Origin of the sequence: Streptomyces sp. NBC_01454 (assembly GCF_036227565.1) — a bacterium.
Taxonomy (GTDB): domain Bacteria; phylum Actinomycetota; class Actinomycetes; order Streptomycetales; family Streptomycetaceae; genus Streptomyces.
In genome coordinates this window covers 7,671,064-7,689,807 of the sequence record NZ_CP109460.1, presented here as the reverse complement: position 1 = coordinate 7,689,807, position 18,744 = coordinate 7,671,064, and the positions used below count along the sequence as shown (strand labels likewise).

Genomic DNA, 18,744 nt, shown 5'->3' with positions numbered 1-18,744 from the left:
TCGGTCCTCACCGTTCGTCGTGGTCGCTGTCGCCGTGTACGGCGTCTTCGAGTTCGCGCAGGATGTGTTCCTCCACCAGGTCCGCCAGGGCGGCGACCGTTCGGGAGGCCAGCACGTCGCGGGGTGTGAGGGCCACCCCGAAGGTCTCGTTGGCCCGGGAGGCGATGAGCAGGCTGCGCAGCGAGTCGCCGCCCCGTGCGAAGAAGTCGTCCTCGACGCCCACGGCCGTCTCCAGGGCCGTGGACCAGATGTCCGCGAGGAGTTCCTCGGTGGGGGTGCGCGGCGCGACGTGCCCGGCCGGCTCCGCCGTGTCCCGCCCGGGTGCGGGCAGGGCCTTGCGGTCGGTCTTGCCGTTCTCGGTGAGCGGGAAGCGCTCCAGCACGACGAAGGCCGAGGGCACCATGTGGCCGGGCAGGCCGCGGGCGGCGAAGGCGCGCAGCTCCGGGCCGGCCGGCACGTCGGCGCCGGGTACCGCGAGCAGATGGGCGACCAGTCGCGGCAGCCCGGGCTCGTCCTCCCGTACGGTCACCACCGCGTCCAGGACGGCCGGGTGCCGGGTCAGGGCGGCCTCGACCTCGCCCGCCTCGATGCGGTGGCCGCGCAGCTTGATCTGGTGGTCGGTGCGTCCGAGGTGGTGGAGGTCGCCGCGGGCGTCGCGCCGGACCAGGTCGCCGGTGCGGTACATCCGGGTGCCCGGCGGGCCGTACGGGTCGGCGGTGAAGCGGGTGGCGGTCAGGCCCGGCCGGTTCAGATAGCCGCGGGCCAGCGAGGCCCCGCTGATCCAGAGTTCGCCGGGGACGCCGTCGGCGACCGGGCGCAGCCGCCCGTCGAGGACGTACACCCCGGTGGCGGGCAGCGGGCGGCCGATGGGGGGCGCGCTGCCGTCGGGCCGGAGCGGGCCGGACCAGGTGGCGACCACCGTGGTCTCGGTGGGGCCGTAGGAGTTGATCATCCGGTGGTGCGGGGCCCAGCGGCTGACGAGTTCGGCGCCGCAGGCGTCCGCGCCGACGATGAGCGTGCGCAGGTCCGGCAGGGTGCCGGCGGTGGCGGGCGGCACGGTGCCGAGCGCGGCGGGCGGCAGCAGGGTGTGGGTGATGCGCTCCTCGCGCAGCACCGCGGCCAGGTGTGCACCGAGCAGCGGGCCGGGCGGGGGCACCACCAGGGCGGCGCCGGCCGGCAGGGACATGCACAGCTCCAGCACCGAGGCGTCGAAACTGGGGGTGGCGAAGGCCAGGACCCGGTCGCCGGGGCGGACCTGGTAGTGGCCGGCCTCGGCGGCGGCGAAGTCCGCCAGGCCGCGGTGGGTGACGACGACACCCTTGGGGGTGCCGGTGGAACCGGAGGTGTAGATCACATAGGCCGGGTCGTCCACGTCGAGCGGGCGGACGCGGTCGCGGTCGGTGGGCCGGTGGGCGGGTGCGGTGTCCTCCCCGGCGTCCAGGAGGCGGCCGACCTCCGCGGCGTCCAGGGTGACGGCCGGGGCCGCGTCGCGCAGCATCAGCGCGATCCGCTCCTCGGGGTAGCCGGGGTCCACCGGCAGGTACGCGGCGCCCGCCTTGGCGGTCGCGAGCTGGGCGACGACCATCTCGGCCGATCTCGGCAGGACCAGGGCGACGAGGTCGCCGGGGCCCGTCCCGCGGGCGAGGAGTCGGTGCGCCAGGCGGTTGGCCCGCGCCTCCAGCTGCGCGAAGGACAGCGTCTCTGCCGGCCCGCTCACCGCCGGCGCGTCGGGCCACCGGTCCACCGCCGCCTCGACGAGTGCGGCGAGGGTGGCCGGCGCGGCGGCGGCTGCCGCCCGTTCCGGACGGCCGGTGAGCCGGGCGCGCTCGTCCGGCGGCAGGACGTCGATCCCGTCCACGGACGCGGCGGCGTCGGGCGCCGCGAGGGCGGCGAGGGTGTGCATCAGCTGCGCGGCCAGGGAGCGTGCGGTGGAGTCCTCGAAGTACCGCGGGTCGTAGCCGAGTTCGACGCTGAGTTCGTCGTCGGGCGAAATCACCACCGTGAGCGGGTAGTTGGTGGCCTCCAGCGCGTGCAGATCGCGTATGCGCAGGCCGTGCGCGTCGGCCGCGGTGTTGTTGATCGGGTAGTTCTCGAAGACCACCAGGCTCTCGAACAGCGGCGTCCCGGCGTCCAGTTCGCTCCAGCCGTGCAGGTCCGACAGCGGGACGTGGTCGTAGCCGCGGGCGTCGGCCTGCGTGGACTGCAGGCCGCGCAGCCAGTTGGCCGGGGCGGCGGTGCCGTCCACGTCGACGCGCACCGGCAGGGTGTTGATAAACAGGCCGGTGATGGCGTCGGCGCCGGGCAGGTCCGTGGGCCGGCCGGAGACCGTGCTGCCGAAGCACACCTCGCGCTCCCCGCTCCAGCGCGACAGCAGCAGGCCCCAGACCCCCTGGACGACGGTGTTGAGCGTGAGGTGGTGGCGCCGGGCGAAGTCCGTCAGCGCGGTGCTCCGTTGTGCGTCGAGCCGCTGCGAGTGCCAGGTGCCGGCCCGGGTGGCCGCGCCCTGGGCCGGGCGCCGGTCGTAGGGCAGCGGGGTGGGGGCGGACAGCCCCGCCAGCACCCGGCGCCAGTGCGCTTCGGCCGGGGCGGTGTCGTGGGCGGCGAGCCAGCCGGCGTAGTCCGCGAACGGCCTGCGGTCCGGCAGCCGGGGCTCGGTGCCCGCGGCGAGCGCCGCGTGGCAGGCGAAGACGTCCGAGAGGACCTGGAAGACGCTCCACCCGTCGAGCAGCACATGGTGGAAGGTCCACACCACCCGCACCTCGGCCGGGGCGAGCCGGATGAGGGCGACCCGCAGCAACGGCGCCCGGTCCAGGGCGATGCCGCGGGCCCGGTCCTCGGCGAGCAGCCGCTCCAGCGCGGCGTCCCGCTCGTCCGGTGTCAGGTCGCTCCAGTCGTGCTCCGTCACGGGCAGGGTGACGGAGCGGTGCACGGTCTGGAGCGGCACCGGCACCTCGCGCAGCACCACCGCGCTGCGCAGCACGGAAGTGCGGTCCACGACCTGCTGCCAGGCGGCGGCCAGCAGCCGCAGATCGCGCACGCCGTCCACGACGAAGGTGGCCTGCTCCACGTAGAGCCCCTGGTCGGGCTCGTCCATGCCGTGGAAGACCAGGCCCGTCTGGGTGGGGGTCAGCGGGTAGATGTCCGTGACGTCCCGGCCGTTGCCGGCGAGCCGGTCGACGCCCTCCTGGTCCAGGCGGACCAGCGGGAAGTCGGAGGGGGTACGGCCGCCGGCGTCCGGCCGGGCGCAGTGCCGCACGATCCCGCGCAGTTCGGCGGCCATCTCCTCGGCCAGGCGGGCCACGGTCTCCCGCCGGTGCAGGTTCTTCGAGAACGACCAGGTGAACTCCAGCCGCTTGTCCGCGACCAGGCCGACGACATCGATCAGATGGGGCCGCCCGGCCGCCGGGTCCATGCCGCCCTCCAGGGCACCGTACGGTGCGTGCAGGAGGCCACCGCCGGCCGCGGCGCTCCAGTCCTGCTGGCCGAGGTAGTTGAAGCCGATCTGCGGCAGGGGCGGGAGCCCGTCGGCCGCCAGGGTGCGCAGATGGCGCAGCGCGCCGTACCCCAGACCGTGCCGGGGCAGCCGCCGCAGCCCCTCCTTCGCGGACTTCAGCGCCGCCGCGAGGCCGGCCTGCGGCGGCAGGTCCAGGGCGAGGGGGAACATGGTGGTGAACCAGCCGACGGTACGGGAGAGATCGACGTCGTCGAAGATCTCCTCACGGCCGTGCCCCTCCAGCCCGATCAGCACCCGGTCGTGTCCGGTCCAGCGGGCCAGCACCCGGCCCAGGGCGCACAGCAGGACGTCGTTGACCCGGGTGCGGTAGGTGTCCGGCACTTCCTGGAGCAGCCGGCGGGTCTCCTCGGCCTCCAGGCGGACGGTCACCGTGTCCTCGGAGTCCGCGGTGTTGCGCCCTTCGCCGTCGGTGGGCAGCTCGGCGTGGCCCTGCGGCCCGTTCCAGTAGGGGAGTTCGTCGTCGAAGCCGCCGGCGGCGGTGTGCTCGTGCAGCCGCTGCGCCCAGGCGCGGAAGGAGGTGGTCTTGGGGCCGAGTGCGGCCCGGCCGCCGGCGTGCGCCGCGCGGTAGGCCGTGTCCAGGTCCTCCAGGACGATGCGCCAGGACACCGCGTCGACGACCAGATGGTGGGCCGCCAGCAGCAGCACCGGGCGCTCCTCGTCGCCGAGCCGGCACAGCACGGACTTCAGCAGCGGCCCGTCGGCCAGGTCGAAGCCGGCGTTGAGGTCGCGGGCCAGCGCACGCAGCGCCTCGGCCCGCTCCCCAGGTGCCCGGTGGGACAGGTCGCACACCTCCAGCGCGGGCGCCGTGGCGGGCGCCGTGCCGACCTGGCGCTGGCGGCCGTCGTCGGTGTGCTCGTAGCGCATCCGCAGGGCGTCGTGGTGTTCCCAGACGGCGGCCAGGGCGGCGCGCAGCGCCTCCTCGTCGGCCTCGGCGGCCAGGTGGAAGGACAGCGACTGGGTGAAGTGCCAGGGGCTGTCGGGGACGGTGTCGAACAGCCAGTGCTGGACGGGGGTGAGCGGGACCTCGCCCACCACGGGGCCCTGTTCGGCGGCGGTCACCGCGGCCGGCAGGCCCTCGGCAGCCGCGGCCAGGGCGGCGACGGTCTGGTGGACGAACAGATGCCGCGGGGTGAGCTCGATGCCCGCGCGGCGGGCCGCGGAGACGATCTGGATGCTGAGGATCGAATCGCCGCCCAGGGCGAAGTAGTTGTCCTCGGCGCCCACCCGGTCCACGCCCAGCACCTGGGCCCAGATGCCGGCGAGCGTCTTCTCGGTGTCCGTGCGCGGCGGGACGTGGCCGCCGGCCGGGGCCGCCCAGTCGGGAGCCGGCAGGGCGCGCCGGTCGAGTTTGCCGGTCGCGCCCAGCGGCAGCCGCTCCAGCGGGACGATGACCGCGGGCACCAGGTGTCCGGGCAGGCTCTGCGCGAGGAAGGCCCGCAGCGCGGCGGGGTCGGGGCACCCCGCGCCGCGGCCGACCGCATAGCCCACCAGACGCTTGTGGCCGTCGGTCTCGACCACCCGGGCGGCCGCCTCGGCCACCTGCGGATGGCGGGCCAGCGCGGCCTCCACCTCGCCCAGTTCGATCCGGAAGCCGCGCACCTTGACCTGGTCGTCGGTGCGGCCGAGGTACTCCAGCTGTCCCTCGGTGTCCCAGCGCACGAGGTCGCCGGTGCGGTACATCCGCTCGCCCGCGGGGCCGAACGGGTCGGCGAGGAAGCGGCGGGCGGTCAGGCCGGGGCGGGCGAAGTACCCGCGCGCCACGCCCGTTCCGGCGAGGTAGAGCTCGCCGGGCACCCCGACGGGCACCGGCTGGAGATGCGGATCGAAGACATAGGCGCGGGCGCCGGTGACGGGGCTGCCGATCGGCGGGGTGCGGCCGGGGTCGTCGGGGTCGCAGTGCCAGGCGGTGGCGTAGACGGTGGCCTCGGTGGGGCCGTAGATGTTCACGACCCGGCAGCCGGGGACGGCGGCGCGGACCTCTTCCACGGTGCGGGCGGCGAGCCCCTCGCCGGCCAGCACGACGGTGTCCGCGCTGACGCGGACGGTGTCCTCGGCGAGGAGCCGGCCGAGGGCGGAGGGGACGGCGCTGAGCAGGCCGGCGGTCCAGGGGCCGCGGCGTTCGGCCAGGGCGAGCAGGTCACCGACCAGCTCGACGCAGCCGCCGGACAGCAGCGGGCAGACGATCTCGAAGACCGACACGTCGAAGTTGAGCGAGGTGGACGCCACGACGTGGGACAGGCCGCGGCCGCCGAACTCGGCGGCCGCCCAGTCGGCCAGTGCCACCACCGAACCGTGGGTGACCACCACGCCCTTGGGCAGGCCCGTCGACCCCGAGGTGTGGATGACGTACGCGGGGTGGGCGGGCAGCAGCGCACCGGCCCGCTCGGCGTCGCCGAGGTCGGCGGCGGACCGCACCGCGAGCCGCTCCGCGGTCCCGGCGTCGTCCAGCACCAGGCGCGTGGCGGGCCCCTCGGGCAGCCGGCCGGCCAGCGCGGTGGTGGTGAGCACGATGTCCGGGCCGATGTCGTCGAAGAGGAAGGCGATCCGCTCGGCCGGGTACGTGGGGTCGACCGGCAGATATCCGGCGCCGCTCTTGAGCACCGCCAGCAGCGCCACCATCAGGTCGGCCGTGCGCGGCAGCGCGAGCGCCACGAAGCGCTCCGGGCCGGCGCCGGAGTCGATCAGCAGCCGGGCCAGCCGGTTGGCGCGCTCGTTCAGCTCCCGGTAGGTCAGCCGGTCCGCGCCGGCCAGGACGGCCGGGGCGTCAGGGGTGCGGGCCGCCTGCTCCTCGAAGACCGCGGGCAGCACCCGGCGCGGCGCGCGCAGCGCCGCTCCGCCGAACCGCGACAGGATGCGCCCGCGTTCGTCCCCGGTGAGCAGGGGCAGATCGGCCAGCCGACGGTCCGGGTCGGCCGACATCTCCGTCAGCAGGACGCGCAGGCACTCCCCCAGCCGCTCGACGGTGGCGGCGTCGAAGGCCGCCGGGTCGTAGTCGAGCGTGATGGTGAGGCGCTCGCCGGGGGCGACGACCACGCTGAGCGCGTAGTTGGTCGGCTCCAGGTCGCGTTCCTGCTGGATGCCCAGGCCGTGCCGGGCGAGCCCGTCGCTGTCGAAGGGGTAGTTCTCGAAGACCACGATGCTGTCGAACAGGCCGGTCCCGCCGGGGAGTTCGCTCCAGGTCTGGAGCTGGGCCAGCGAGACGAAGTCGAACCGCCGGGACTCCGACTGGGACGTCTGCAGCGCGCGCAGCCACTCCAGCAGGGGGCGCTGTCCGTCGATCCGCACCCGGGTGGGCAGGGTGTTGATGAACACGCCGACCATGGACTCGACGCCCGGCAGTGCGGCGGGCCGGCCGGAGACGGTGGTGCCGAAGACCACGTCGTCGCTGTGGCCGTAGCGGGACAGCAGCAGGCCCCAGGCGCCCTGGAGGACGGTGTTCATGGTCAGCCCGGCCTGCTGCGCGGTCTCCCGCAGACGGGCGGATTCCTCGGCGCCGAGCGTGATGCCGACCGAGCCGGACGAGGCGGTGCGGTGGGCCTCCAGCGGCACCCGGTCGCGGGGCAGTTCGGTGGGTGAGGTGAATCCCGCCAGAGCGGTGCGCCAGTGCCGCTCGGCCTGTGTGGTGTCCTGCTCCGCCAGCCAGCGCAGATAGCTGCCGAAGGGGGCACGTGCGGGGAGTTCGGGGCGGCGGCCCGTGGTGAGGGCCGCATACCGCTCGCAGATCTCGTCGAAGACCTGGGCCGCGCTCCAGCCGTCGAGCAGGGTGTGGTGGAAGGTCCAGACGAGGCGGACCCGGTCGGCGGAGAGGGTGATCAGGTTCAGCCGCATCAGCGGGGCGCGGGTCAGGTCGAGGCCGGCCGCCCGGTCCTCGGCGAGCAGCGTCTCCAGGGCGCGGGCGCAGCGGTCGGGGGCCCACCCGGTCCAGTCGTGGTGGGTGACGGGAACGGTGGCCCGGGTCTGCACGATCTGCAGCGGCCGGTCGGTCTCCTCCCACACCAGACGGGTGCGGAGCATCGGGTTGGCGTCGGAGGCCTGCTGCCAGGCCGTGGCGAGGGCCGCGGCGTCCCGGACGCCGGAGAGCACCAGCTGGACCTGGTTGAAGTAGGCCTGGGACGAGGGGTCCATCAGGCCGTGGAACAGCATGCCCGCCTGCATCGGGGTCAGCGGGTAGATGTCCTCGACCGCGTGCCCGTCCGCCGCGATCCGGTCCACGGCCGCCTGGTCGAGGCCGGCCAGCGGGAAGTCGGAGGGGGTGCGGCCGCCGGCGTCCGGGCCGGCGCAGTGGGCGACGATGTCCTCCAGCGCCGTGCGCATGCCCGTGGCCAGGGCGGAGACGGTCTCCTCGCGGTGCACACCACCGCTGTAGTACCAGGTGAGTTCCAGCTGCCGGTCCTCGACCCGGCCCACCACGTCCAGCAGGTGCGGGCGGATCGACTCTGGCGCGGCGGCGCCGTCCAGCCCGCCGCGCACCCCGCGGATCAGGCCGTCGCCCTCCGCGGACCAGTCGAACCGGCCGAGGTAGTTGAAGCTGATCCGGGGCTGCGCTGCGGCGGCGAGCTCCGGGACCCCCGCGAGGTGGCGCAGCGCCCCGTGCCCGAGGCCCCGGCCGGGCACGGCGCGCAGCTGCTCCTTGACGGACTTCAGCGCCGTGGCCCAGTCGCCGTCCGGGACGTCGAGGGCGACGGGGAACAGGGTGGTGAACCAGCCGACCGTACGGGACAGGTCGACGTCGTCGAAGAGGTGGTCCTCGCGGCCGTGGCCCTCCAGGCCGACGGCGACGGTGCGCCGGCCGGTCCAGTCGGCCAGTACCCGGCCGAGCGCGGTGAGCAGCACATCGTTGATCCGCGTGCGGTAGACGCCGGGCACCTGCTGCAACAGGGCGTCGGTGCGCCGCCGGTCCAGGCGGACGGTGACCGAACGGAGGTCGGCGATGGTGTTGGTCCCGGCGGAGTCGACGGGCAGCGCGGATGCGGAGTGTGCGGCCACCGCGGTCCAGTGGGCGCTCTCGTCGCCGAAGCCGCCGGCCTCGGTGTGGGCGCGCAGCCGGTCGGCCCATTCCTGCATGGAGGTGGTCCGGGCGGGCGGGGTCACCGGTTCGCCGGCGTGTGCCTGCCGGTAGGCGCTCTGCAGGTCCTCCAGCAGCACCCGCCAGGAGACGCCGTCGACGACCAGGTGATGCACCGTCAGGAACAGTCGTGGCGGACGGTCCTGGGCGCCGGTGAAGAGGCGGGCGGCGAGCAGCGGTCCGGTTGCCAGCCGGAAGCCCGCGTGCGCCTCGGCGGTGGCGGCCCGCACCGCGGCGTCGCACTCGTCCCCGGTCAGCCCGGTGAGGTCGTGTGCCCGCAGCAGATGCGGGTCCGCCGCGTCCGGTGCCGGGCAGTGCTGGTGCCAGGTGCCGTCCGCCTGCTGTACGAAGCGGGCGCGCAGGGCGTCGTGGTGCGACCACAGGGCGTGCAGGGCCACCTCCAGGGCCCGCGGGTCGGGGTCCTCGGCCAGTTCGATGACCACGGACTGGTTGAAGAACTCCGGGCGCTCGGGACCGGCGTCGAGGAACCAGTGCTGGATCGGCAGCAGGCCGATGTCCCCGGTCACCGGGCCGGTGCCGGTGACCTGGGCGGCGGCACCGGTGGCGGCGGCCAGCGCGGCGATGGTGGGGTGCCGGAACAGATCCCGGGGGGTGAGCGTCAGGCCCGCCCGGCGGGCGCGCGAGACGACCTGGATGCTCAGGATCGAATCGCCGCCCAGCATGAAGAAGTTGTCCTCCACGCCCACCCGGTCGATACCGAGGAGGGCGCACCAGATCTCGGCGAGGATCCGCTCGGCCTCGGTGCGCGGTGCCCGGTGCACGGCCGCGGTGGCGGCCGTCCAGTCGGGGGCGGGCAGCCGGCGCCGGTCGACCTTTCCGTTGCGCGTCAGGGGCAGCGCGTCCAGGGTGACGAACGCGGCGGGCAGCATGTAGTCGGGCAGCACCTCGGCGAGGAAGGCGCGCAGCTCGGCCGCCGGCGGCACCGTCGTCCCGGGGGCGGGCACGAGGTGGGCGACCAGGCGCTTGCGGCCGCCCTCGGCGAGGACGGTCAGTACCGCTTCGGCGACGGTGTCGTGGCGGGTGAGGGCGGCCTCGATCTCGGCCGGTTCGACGCGGAAGCCCCGGATCTTGATCTGGTCGTCGGCGCGCCCCACGAAGTGGAGTTCGCCGTCCGCGCCCCAGCGCACGATGTCGCCGGTGCGGTACATCCGGGTGCCGGCCGGGCCGAACGGGTCGGCGAGGTAGCGCTCGGCGGTCGCGCCGGGGCGGCCGCCGTAGCCGCGGGCCACTCCGGCCCCGGCGATATAGAGCTCTCCGGGTATGCCCGGCGGCTGCGGCTGGAGCGCGTCGTCCAGCACATAGACCCGCATGTTGTCGAGGGGACGCCCGATGGGCAGCGCGGCGGGCAGCGTCTCGCCGGCGCGGAAGGCCCGCCGGGTCGCGAAGGTGGTGGTCTCAGTGGGCCCGTAGCCGTCGACGACGGTGAGGTCCGGGCAGGCGGCGAGCAGGCGGCGGACCGCGGCGCCCGGTACGGCCTCGCCGCCGGTCCACACCTCGCGGGCGCCGCGCAGGCACCCGGGGTCCTCCTGGGCCAGCAGGCGGAACAGTCCGGCGGTCAGCCACAGGCAGCTGACGCCCTGTTCGGTGATCGCCCGGCGCACCGTGGCGGCGTCCACCTCCGCGGGCGGGGCCAGCACCGCCCGGCCGCCGCGCAGCAGCGGCACCCACAGTTCGTAGGTGGCCGCGTCGAAGGCCTGCGGGGAGTGCACCAGGACCCGGTCGTGTGCGGCGAAGGCGCGGTCGAAGGCGAGCGCGACCACGTCCCGGTGGCGCACCGCGACGCCCTTGGGGCGCCCGGTGGAGCCGGAGGTGAACATCAGGTACAGCGCGTTGTCGGGGTGGACGGCGGGCAGCGGCGCGCCGGCCGCGGCGGGGGTCTCCGCGGCGCCGGGCGGCACCGCGGCCGCTCCGTCACCGGTGAGGAGCAGGGTGCGCCCGCCGGGTGCCGCCTCCCGGGCGCTCTCCTGCCAGGAGGCGTCGGTCAGGACGAGGTCCGCCGCGCTCTCCTCCAGGACCTGCCGCAGCCGCTCCCGCGGGGCGCGGCCGTCCAGAGGGACGTACACGCCGCCGATTCTGGCGAGCGCCAGCTGGGCGACGACCAGCGCGGTCGAGCGGTCCATGAGGACGGCGACCGGGCGCTCGGGCCGGATGCCGAGACCGTGCAGCCGACGGGCCAACGCATCGGCCTTGTCCTCCAGTTGACGGTAGGTCAGGGTCAGCTCTCCGGCGTCCAGCGCCATGGCGTCGGGGGTGCGCCGGACCTGGTCGGCGAACAGCTCGGCCACCGTGCCCTCGGGCAGTGCGGCGGCGGTGTCGTTCCACTCCTCGACGACCTGGCGGCGGTGTGCCGCGCCGAGCACCGGCAGCCGCGCGGGCGGGCGCCCGGCGTCGGCGGCCATGCCCTCCAGCAGCACCGTGAGGTACTCCCCCATCCGCTCGACGGTGGCGGCGTCGAACAGCTCCGGGTCGTAGCCCAGCCGCAGCGCCAGCTCCGCGCCCGGGTAGGCGACCAGGCTCAGCGGGTAGTTGGTGGTCTCGATGCCGTCGAGGCCGCTCAGCCGCAGGCCGTGCGCGGCGGCGAGGTCGCCGCCGACCGGGTAGTTCTCGAAGACCACGATGCTGTCGAACAGGGCGACCCGCTCGGGCAGTTCGCTGAACGCCGTCAGCCGGGTGAGCGGGACGAAGTCGAAGCGCCGGTCGTCGGTCTGGATCTCCTGCACGCCGCGCAGCCAGTCCCGCAGGGTGCCGTCGCGGGGCACGGTCAGCCGGGTCGGCACGGTCGCGATGAACAGGCCGTTCATCGCCTCGACGCCGGGCAGCTCGGGCGGCCGTCCGGAGACGGTGGTGCCGAAGACGACCTCGCGGCGGCCCGTCTGGCGGGCCAGCAGCAGCGCCCAGGCGCCCTGCACCACGGTGTTCACGGTCAGCCCGGCGCTCTTGGCCAGCTCCTCCAGTGCGCGGGTGGTGCCGGCGGACAGGGTGCGGCGCACCGCCGCGGTGGACTCGGCGCGGTGGGTCTCTCTGGGCTCGCGGTCGTAGGGCAGTGCGGTGGGCTCGGTCAGGCCGTCGAGCCGGTCCCGCCAGTGCCGTTCGGCCTCCGCCCAGTCGCGGTCGCGCAGCCAGGCCACATAGTCGCGGAAGGGGCGGCGGACGGGCAGGGCCGTCCCGGCCCCCGCAGTGTCCGCGCCGGCCGGCAGCGCATGGCAGCGGAAGACGTCGGACAGCACCTGGAACAGGCTCCAGCCGTCGAGCACCAGATGGTGGAAGGACCACACCACCTGTACCTCGGTGTCCGACAGCCGGGCCAGGGCCAGCCGCTGGAGGGGGGCGGTCTCCAGGTCGATCCCGCGCCGCCGGTCGCCGTCGAGCAGCTCCCGCAGCCGCGCGCGGCGCTCCTCGTCCGGCAGGGCGCGCCAGTCCAGGTGGGTGACCGGCACGGCGGCGTCGCGCTCGACCACGAGCAGCGGCTCGGGCACGTCCTGCCACACCACCCGGCCGCGCAGCACCGGGGTGCGGTCGGTCACCCGCTGCCAGGCCGCGGCGAGGGCCCGGGGGTCGGGCACGCCGTCCAGCACGAAGGTCAGCTGCTGGAAGTAGACGCGTCGGTCGTCCTGCGACAGCCCGTGGAAGAGCATGCCGGACTGGGTGGGGGTGAGCGGGTGGATGTCCTCGACGGCGGCGGCGTCCTCGCCCACCAGCCGGTCCACGGCCGGCTGGTCGAGCGCGGCCAGCGGGAAGTCGGACGGGGTGCGCCCGCCGGCTCCCGGCCGGGCGCCGTGCCGGGCGATGTCGCCCAGCGCCGTGGCGAATTCCCCGGCCAGCGCGGTGACGGTCGCCTCGTGGTGGAGGTGCGCCGAGTAGAACCAGGTGAACTCCAGCGCGTCGCCGTCGAGCCGGCCGACGACCTCCAGCGCGTGCGGGCGCGCCGCCGACGGGTCGGCGTCCAGCGACAGTGCGCGGTGCGGGCCGCGGTAGAGCCCGCCGTCGCCGCCGGGCAGGCCGAACTGGCCGAGGTAGTTGAAGCTGATGCCGGCACTGGGGGTGTCCGGCAGGCCCTCCGGCCGGAGCAGATGGCGCTGGACGCCGTAGCCCAGACCACGGCGCGGCACGGCCCGCAGCTGCTCCTTGACCGACTTGAGCACGGTGCCCCAGTCCGCGTCCGGTGCCACGGTCAGGGCGACGGGGTAGCGGGTGGTGAACCAGCCGACCGTGCGGCTGAGGTCCACGTCGGGGAAGAGTTCCTCGCGGCCGTGGCCCTCCAGGTCCACCGGGACCCGGTCCTGGCCGGTCCACGCGTGCAGCACCCGGCCCAGCGCGCTCAACAGCACGTCGTTGACCTGGGTGCGGTAGGCGCCGGGCAGGGTGTGCAGCAGGACGGCGGTGTCCTGCGGGGTGAGGCGCACGGTCACCGAGCGGGCCGACGCATAGGTGTTGGCGCCGTCGAGGTCGGTGGGCAGCTCCGGGTCGCAGGAGCGGGCCAGCGCGGTCCAGTACGCCGTCTCGTCCTGGAAGCCGCCGGTGGCGGCGTGCTCGGTGAGCCGCCGGGCCCAGTGCCGCAGCGGGGAGGACTTCGCCGGCAGCCCGGCGCTCCGCTCGCCGCGCCGCCCTGCGCGGTAGGCCCGGTCCAGGTCCTCCAGCAGGATGCGCCAGGAGACGCCGTCGACCACCAGGTGGTGGACGGTCAGATGCAGCACTCGGGGCCGTCCGGCACCCCGGTCGTGGAGCACGGCGCGCAGCAGGGGGCCATGGCGCAGGTCGAACGGGCCGAGGTGCGGTGCGTCGTCGTCGGGGCCCGAGTGGTGGTGCAGCACGGCGGCGGGCGCGTCGGCGTCGATGTGCTGGAGCCGGTGGCCGTCGCCGTCGTGCGTGAAGCGTGAGCGCAGCGCGTCGTGGTGGGTGACGACCTCGCGCAGGGCGGCGTCCAGCACCGTGGCGTCCACGTCGTCGGACAGCTCGACGGACAGCGTCTGGCCGAAGTGGCCGGCCCGCTCGGTGTCGCTCTCGAACAGCCAGTGCTGAATGGGGGTCAGGGGCGCGGTGCCGGTGGCCGTCGCCTCGGGGGCCGGGCCGGCGGCCGGGCGCCCGGCGGCGTCCACGCACTGCGCGAGGGCGCCGACCGTCTGGTGCCGGTAGACGTCACGGGAGGTGACGGCCAGGCCCGCCTGCCGTGCCTGGGCCACCACCTGGATGCTGAGGATCGAGTCGCCGCCCAGCGTGAAGAAGTTGTCCTCCAGGCCGACCCGCTCCACCCGCAGGACGTCGGCCCACACGGCGGCCAGCGCCCGCTCGGTGGCGGTGCGCGGCGCCACGTACTCCGTGGTGCCCGCGGCCATCCGGTCGGGAGCCGGCAGCCGGTCCCGGTCCAGCTTGCCGTTGGGGTTGAGGGGCAGCGCGGGCAGGACGACGACCGACGAGGGCACCATGTAGTCGGGCACACTGCGGCCGAGCAGCCGGCGCAGCGCGCCCGGGTCCAGCTCCGCCCCGGGAGCCGGCACCACATAGCCGATCAGGCGCTTGTGGCCGTCGCTCTCCCGGGTGGCGGCGGCCGCCTGGGCCACCCCCGCACAGCGCACCAGCGCCTCCTCGACCTCTCCCAGCTCGATGCGGAAGCCGCGCACCTTGACCTGCTGGTCGGCCCGGCCGACGTACTCCAGCTCGCCCTGGGCGGTCCACCGCACCAGGTCGCCGGTGCGGTACATCCGGCTGCCCGGCCCGGCGAAGGGGTCAGCGACGAACCGGGTGGCGGTCAGACCGGGCCGCCGGAGGTAGCCCCGGGCCAGACCGCCGCCGCCGAGGTACAACTCACCTGTCACGCCCGGCGGTTGAGGCCGCAGCATGCCGTCCAGGACGTAGGCGCGGGTCCGGGCGACGGGCCGGCCGATCGGCGGGGCCTGCTCGGGGGTGCCGTCGCCGGAGAACCACGCGGTGGCGTACACGGTGGCCTCGGTCGGCCCGTAGATGTTGGCGACCTGGGAGGACGGCATGGTGCGGCGGATGTCGCGCACGGTCTGCGCGGGCAGTGCCTCGCCCGCCAGCACCACCGTGTCGGCCTGGACGGGTGCGGCATCCGTGGTGAGCATCCGGGACACCACCGACGGCACCCCGCTGATGAGGCCGGCCCGCCGCGGGGCGCTGCCCGCCCGGTCGGCGAGGGCCGGCAGATCGGCCACCACCTCGATGCTGCCGCCGGACAGCAGCGGGCACAGCAGCTCGAAGACGGACACATCGAAGTTGAGTGAGGTGGAGGCCACCACATGGGTCAGCCGCTGCCGCCCGAACTGCTCCCCCGCCCACACCGCCAGGTCGGCCACGCTGGCGTGCGAGACGACCACGCCCTTGGGCCGGCCCGTCGAGCCCGACGTGTAGATGACATAGGCCGGGTGACGGGGATCGAGCGGCCGCGCCCGTTCGGCGTCGGTCAGATCGTGCTCCGGGTGGCCGGGCAGCGCCGCCAGGGTCGCCGGGTCGTCCAGCACCAGCCGCTCGGTGCCCTCGGGCAGGCAGCCGGCCGTGTCACGCGTGGTCAGGACGGTGGCCGGTGCGGCGTCGGCCAGCATGAACCGGATGCGCTCGGCCGGATAGCCGGGATCCACCGGCAGATATCCGGCGCCCGCCTTGAGCACCGCCCAGAGGACGGCGACCAGGTCGGCCGAGCGCGGCAGCGCCAGCGCCACCAGGGACTCCGGGCCCACCCCGCGGCCGGTCAGCAGCCGGGCCAGCCGGTTGGCCCGGCGGTTGACCTCGTCATAGGTGAGCTCCGTGCCGCCGCAGACCACGGCGGTCCGGTCGGGCGTACGGAGGGTCTGCGCCTCGAAGAGTGCGGGCAGCGTCGTCGGGGCGGCCTCCTCCTGCTGCGGCGCGTTCCAGGCGTCGAGGATGGTGCGCCGCTCGTCCTCGGTCAGCAGCGGCAGTTCGGCCACGGTCCGGTGCGGGCCGTCCGCCATGCCCTCCAGCAGGAGGTGCAGATGCCGGCTCATCCGGGTCACGGTCGCGGCGTCGAACAGGTCGGTGTTGTACTCGACGGTCAGCCCGAAGGAGCCGTCGCCGCGCGGCAGGAACTCCAGCACGAGGTCGAACCGTGCGGCCGGACGCGGCAGCGGATGCTCCTCGATCCGCACGCCGCCGGTCTCCTGCGGGTGCACCATGGCGGTCTGCTGGACGACCAGGACCTGCACCAGCGGCGTGCGGCTGGGGTCCCGCGGCGGGGCCAGCTCCTCGACGACCCGGGCGAACGGCACGCCGTCATGGCTGAAGGCGTCCATCAGCGTCGCCCGCATCGTGTCCAGGAACCGGTCGACGGTCACCGTGCCGTCGACATCGCTCCGCAGGACCACGGTGTTGACGAAGAAGCCCGTCACGTCCTCGAGTTCGCGGCGGTGGCGTCCGTTGGTGACGGTGCCGAACGCGATGTCCCGCTGGCCGGTGTAGCGGGAGAACAGCACCGCGGCCGCACCGGAGAACAGGGTGAAGGGGGTGGTGCCCTTGGCGCGGGCGAGTCTGCCGAGCCGCGCCACCAGGTCCGCGGGCAGCTCGTGGCGGTGCGCCGCGCCGGCCGTGGTGCGCACCGGCGGCCGCGGCCGGTCCGTGGGCAGGTCCAGCTGCGGGGTCCCGGACAGATGCCGCTTCCAGTACGCGAGGTCCTCGGCGTGCCGGGACGGCGCCGGACACCCGCGCTCCCACACGGCGAAGTCCGGGTACTGCAGGGCCGGTTGCGGCAGTCCATCCGGTTCCCCGGTGGCCTCGGCGGCGTACAGCGCGGCCAGTTCCCGCACCAGGATGCCGACCGACCAGCCGTCGGTGACGAGGTGGTGCTGGGCCAGCAGCAGCAGCTGCTCGTCGTCGGCGAGCCGGACCAGCAGCGCGCGGGTCAGCGGGCCCTCGCCCAGGTCGAAGCGGCGCTCCAGCTCCTCGGTCAGCAGGCACTCGGCCTCCGCCTCGCGCCGGTCGGCCGGCACGGGGCGCAGGTCGGCGGTGCGCAGCGGCAGCGCGGCGGTGTCGTCGATCCGCTGCACGCCGCGTCCGTCGACCGTGGTGAAGGTGGTGCGCAGGGCGTCGTGGCGGGCGGCGAGCCGGTCCAGGGCACGGCCGAGCGCGGCATGGTCCAGCCGGCCGCGCAGCCGCACCCCGACGCCGGTGTTGTACTCGGTGGAGCCGGCGGTGAGGTCGTCGAGGAACCACAGCCGCTGCTGGGCGGCGGAGAGCGGCAGCGGGTGCTCGCGCGGGGCCGGCGGGATCGGCGTCGCGGGGTCCGTGGCGGCCGCCCCGTCGAGCAGTGCGGCCACGTCGGCGACCGTCCGGGCGGTGAACAGGTCCCGGACGGTCAGCCGGACCCCCCGCTCCTCGCGGATCCGGGAGAGGACCCGCACGGCGAGGACGGAGTCGCCGCCGAGCGCGAAGAAGTCGTCCTCGGCGCCGACGGGGTGCACGTCCAGCACGTCGGACCAGATGCCGGCCACGGTCCGCTCGGCGTCGGTCCGGGGCGCGAGGTGGCTCGCGGTGCGCTCCGGGCCGGGCGCAGGGAGGGCCTTCCGGTCGATCTTGTGGTGGGCGGTGAGCGGGAACGCTTCCAGGACCACGACGGCGGACGGCACCATGTGCGCCGGCAGGATGCGGGAGACCGCCGCGCGCAGCGGGGCGGGCTGCGGGGCGGGCTGCGGCGGCCGGCCGGTGTCCGCCGGTGTCACATAGGCGACGAGCCGCTGCCGTCCGGGCTCGTCCTCACGCACCAGGACCACCGCTTCACCGACGTCGGCGTGGTCCGCCAACACCGCCTCGATCTCACCGAGTTCGACCCGGAAGCCGCGGATCTTGACCTGCCGGTCGAGCCGCCCGAGGAACTCCAGCTCACCGTCGGCGTTCCAGCGCGCCAGGTCCCCGGTGCGGTAGAGCCTGCTGCCGGGCGGTCCGTACGGGTCGGCCACGAAGCGCGCGGCGGTCAGGCCCGGACGGTTGAGGTAGCCGCGGGCCACCCCGTCGCCGCCCACGTACAGCTCACCGCTGGTGCCCGCCGCCGCCGGCCGCATCGCCGCGTCGAGCACCCGCAGCCGGGTGTGGGGCAGCGGCCCGCCGATCGTCGGGGTACCGCCGCCGACGGCCAGGGGCCCGGTCCAGGAGGCGACCACCGTGGCCTCGGTGGGCCCGTAGGAGTTGACCATCCGGCGGCCGGCGGCCCAGCGGTCGACCAGGTCGGCCGGGCAGGCCTCGGCCCCCACGATCAGGGTCCGCAGGTCGGGCAGGCCGCGGTCGCCGGCCGGGGCGGGCAGCGTGGCGAGCGCGGCGGGCGGGATGAGGGCGTGGGTGATGCGGTGCGCGGTCAGGACGTCGGTGAGTTCGTCGCCCAGCCACGGGCCGTCCGGCGGCACCACGAGGGTGGCGCCGGACAGCAGGGAGACGCACAGTTCCAGGACGGCGGCGTCGAAGCTCGGGGAGGAGAACTGCAGGACGCGGTCCCCGGGTTCGACGGCGTAGCGGTCGGCCGCCGCCACCGCGAAGCCGGCCAGCCCCGTGTGGGTGACCGTCACTCCCTTGGGGACGCCGGTCGACCCCGAGGTGTAGATGACGTACGCCGGGTGCCCGGTGTGCAGCGGCGCGCACCGGTCCGCGTCCTGCGGAGTGTGCTCGGGACCGCCGGCGGGCCGGGTGCCGGCCACGTCGTCGAGGACCACGGCCGGATCGGCGTCGGCGAGCATCAACGTCCGGCGTTCGGCGGGGTAGGCCGGGTCGACGGGCAGGAACGCGCCGCCGGCCTTGGCCACGGCCAGTTCCGCCACGATCAGTTCGACCGAGCGGGGCAGCACCAGCGCCACCGTACGCTCGGGCCCCACCCCGCGTCCGATGAGGTGGTGCGCGAGGCGGTTGGCCCAGGTGTCGAGTGCGCGGTAGGACCAGGTCCGCCGCCCGTCCGTGACGGCGGGCGCCTCCGGGGTGCGCGCCACCCATGCGGCGAAGAGGTCACCGAGCGAGCACGGGGGCACCGGACGGACGCCGCCGGACCCGCGGACCGGCGATGCGGTCCGGGTCTGCGCCGATGCGGACGCGGGTGCGGAGTTCTCGTGCGGGTCCGTCATGGAGGTCAGTCCTTCGAAACGGGGACGGGCAGGACAGCAGGACGTGCGGCCCGGGGCGAGCGGTCCGGGGCAGGGCA

1 protein-coding gene is annotated in these 18,744 nt (G+C 75.2%); it reads right to left on the bottom strand.

Features of this window, described 5'->3' with window-relative positions; all coding sequences use genetic code 11:
* Positions 1-7: 7 nt before the first annotated feature.
* Positions 8-18,667 carry a non-ribosomal peptide synthetase gene (locus OIU81_RS33925; protein WP_329154011.1) on the bottom strand — a complete coding sequence of 6,220 codons (18,660 nt, stop codon included), beginning with the start codon at positions 18,665-18,667 and terminating at the stop codon, positions 8-10.
* Between the last annotated feature and the right edge of the window lie 77 nt (positions 18,668-18,744).

Bases quoted from the DNA above. Each gene is read 5' to 3' on its own strand.
- OIU81_RS33925 (WP_329154011.1), bottom strand. From the start codon at position 18,667: ATGACGGACCCGCACGAGAACTCCGCACCCGCGTCCGCATCGGCGCAG.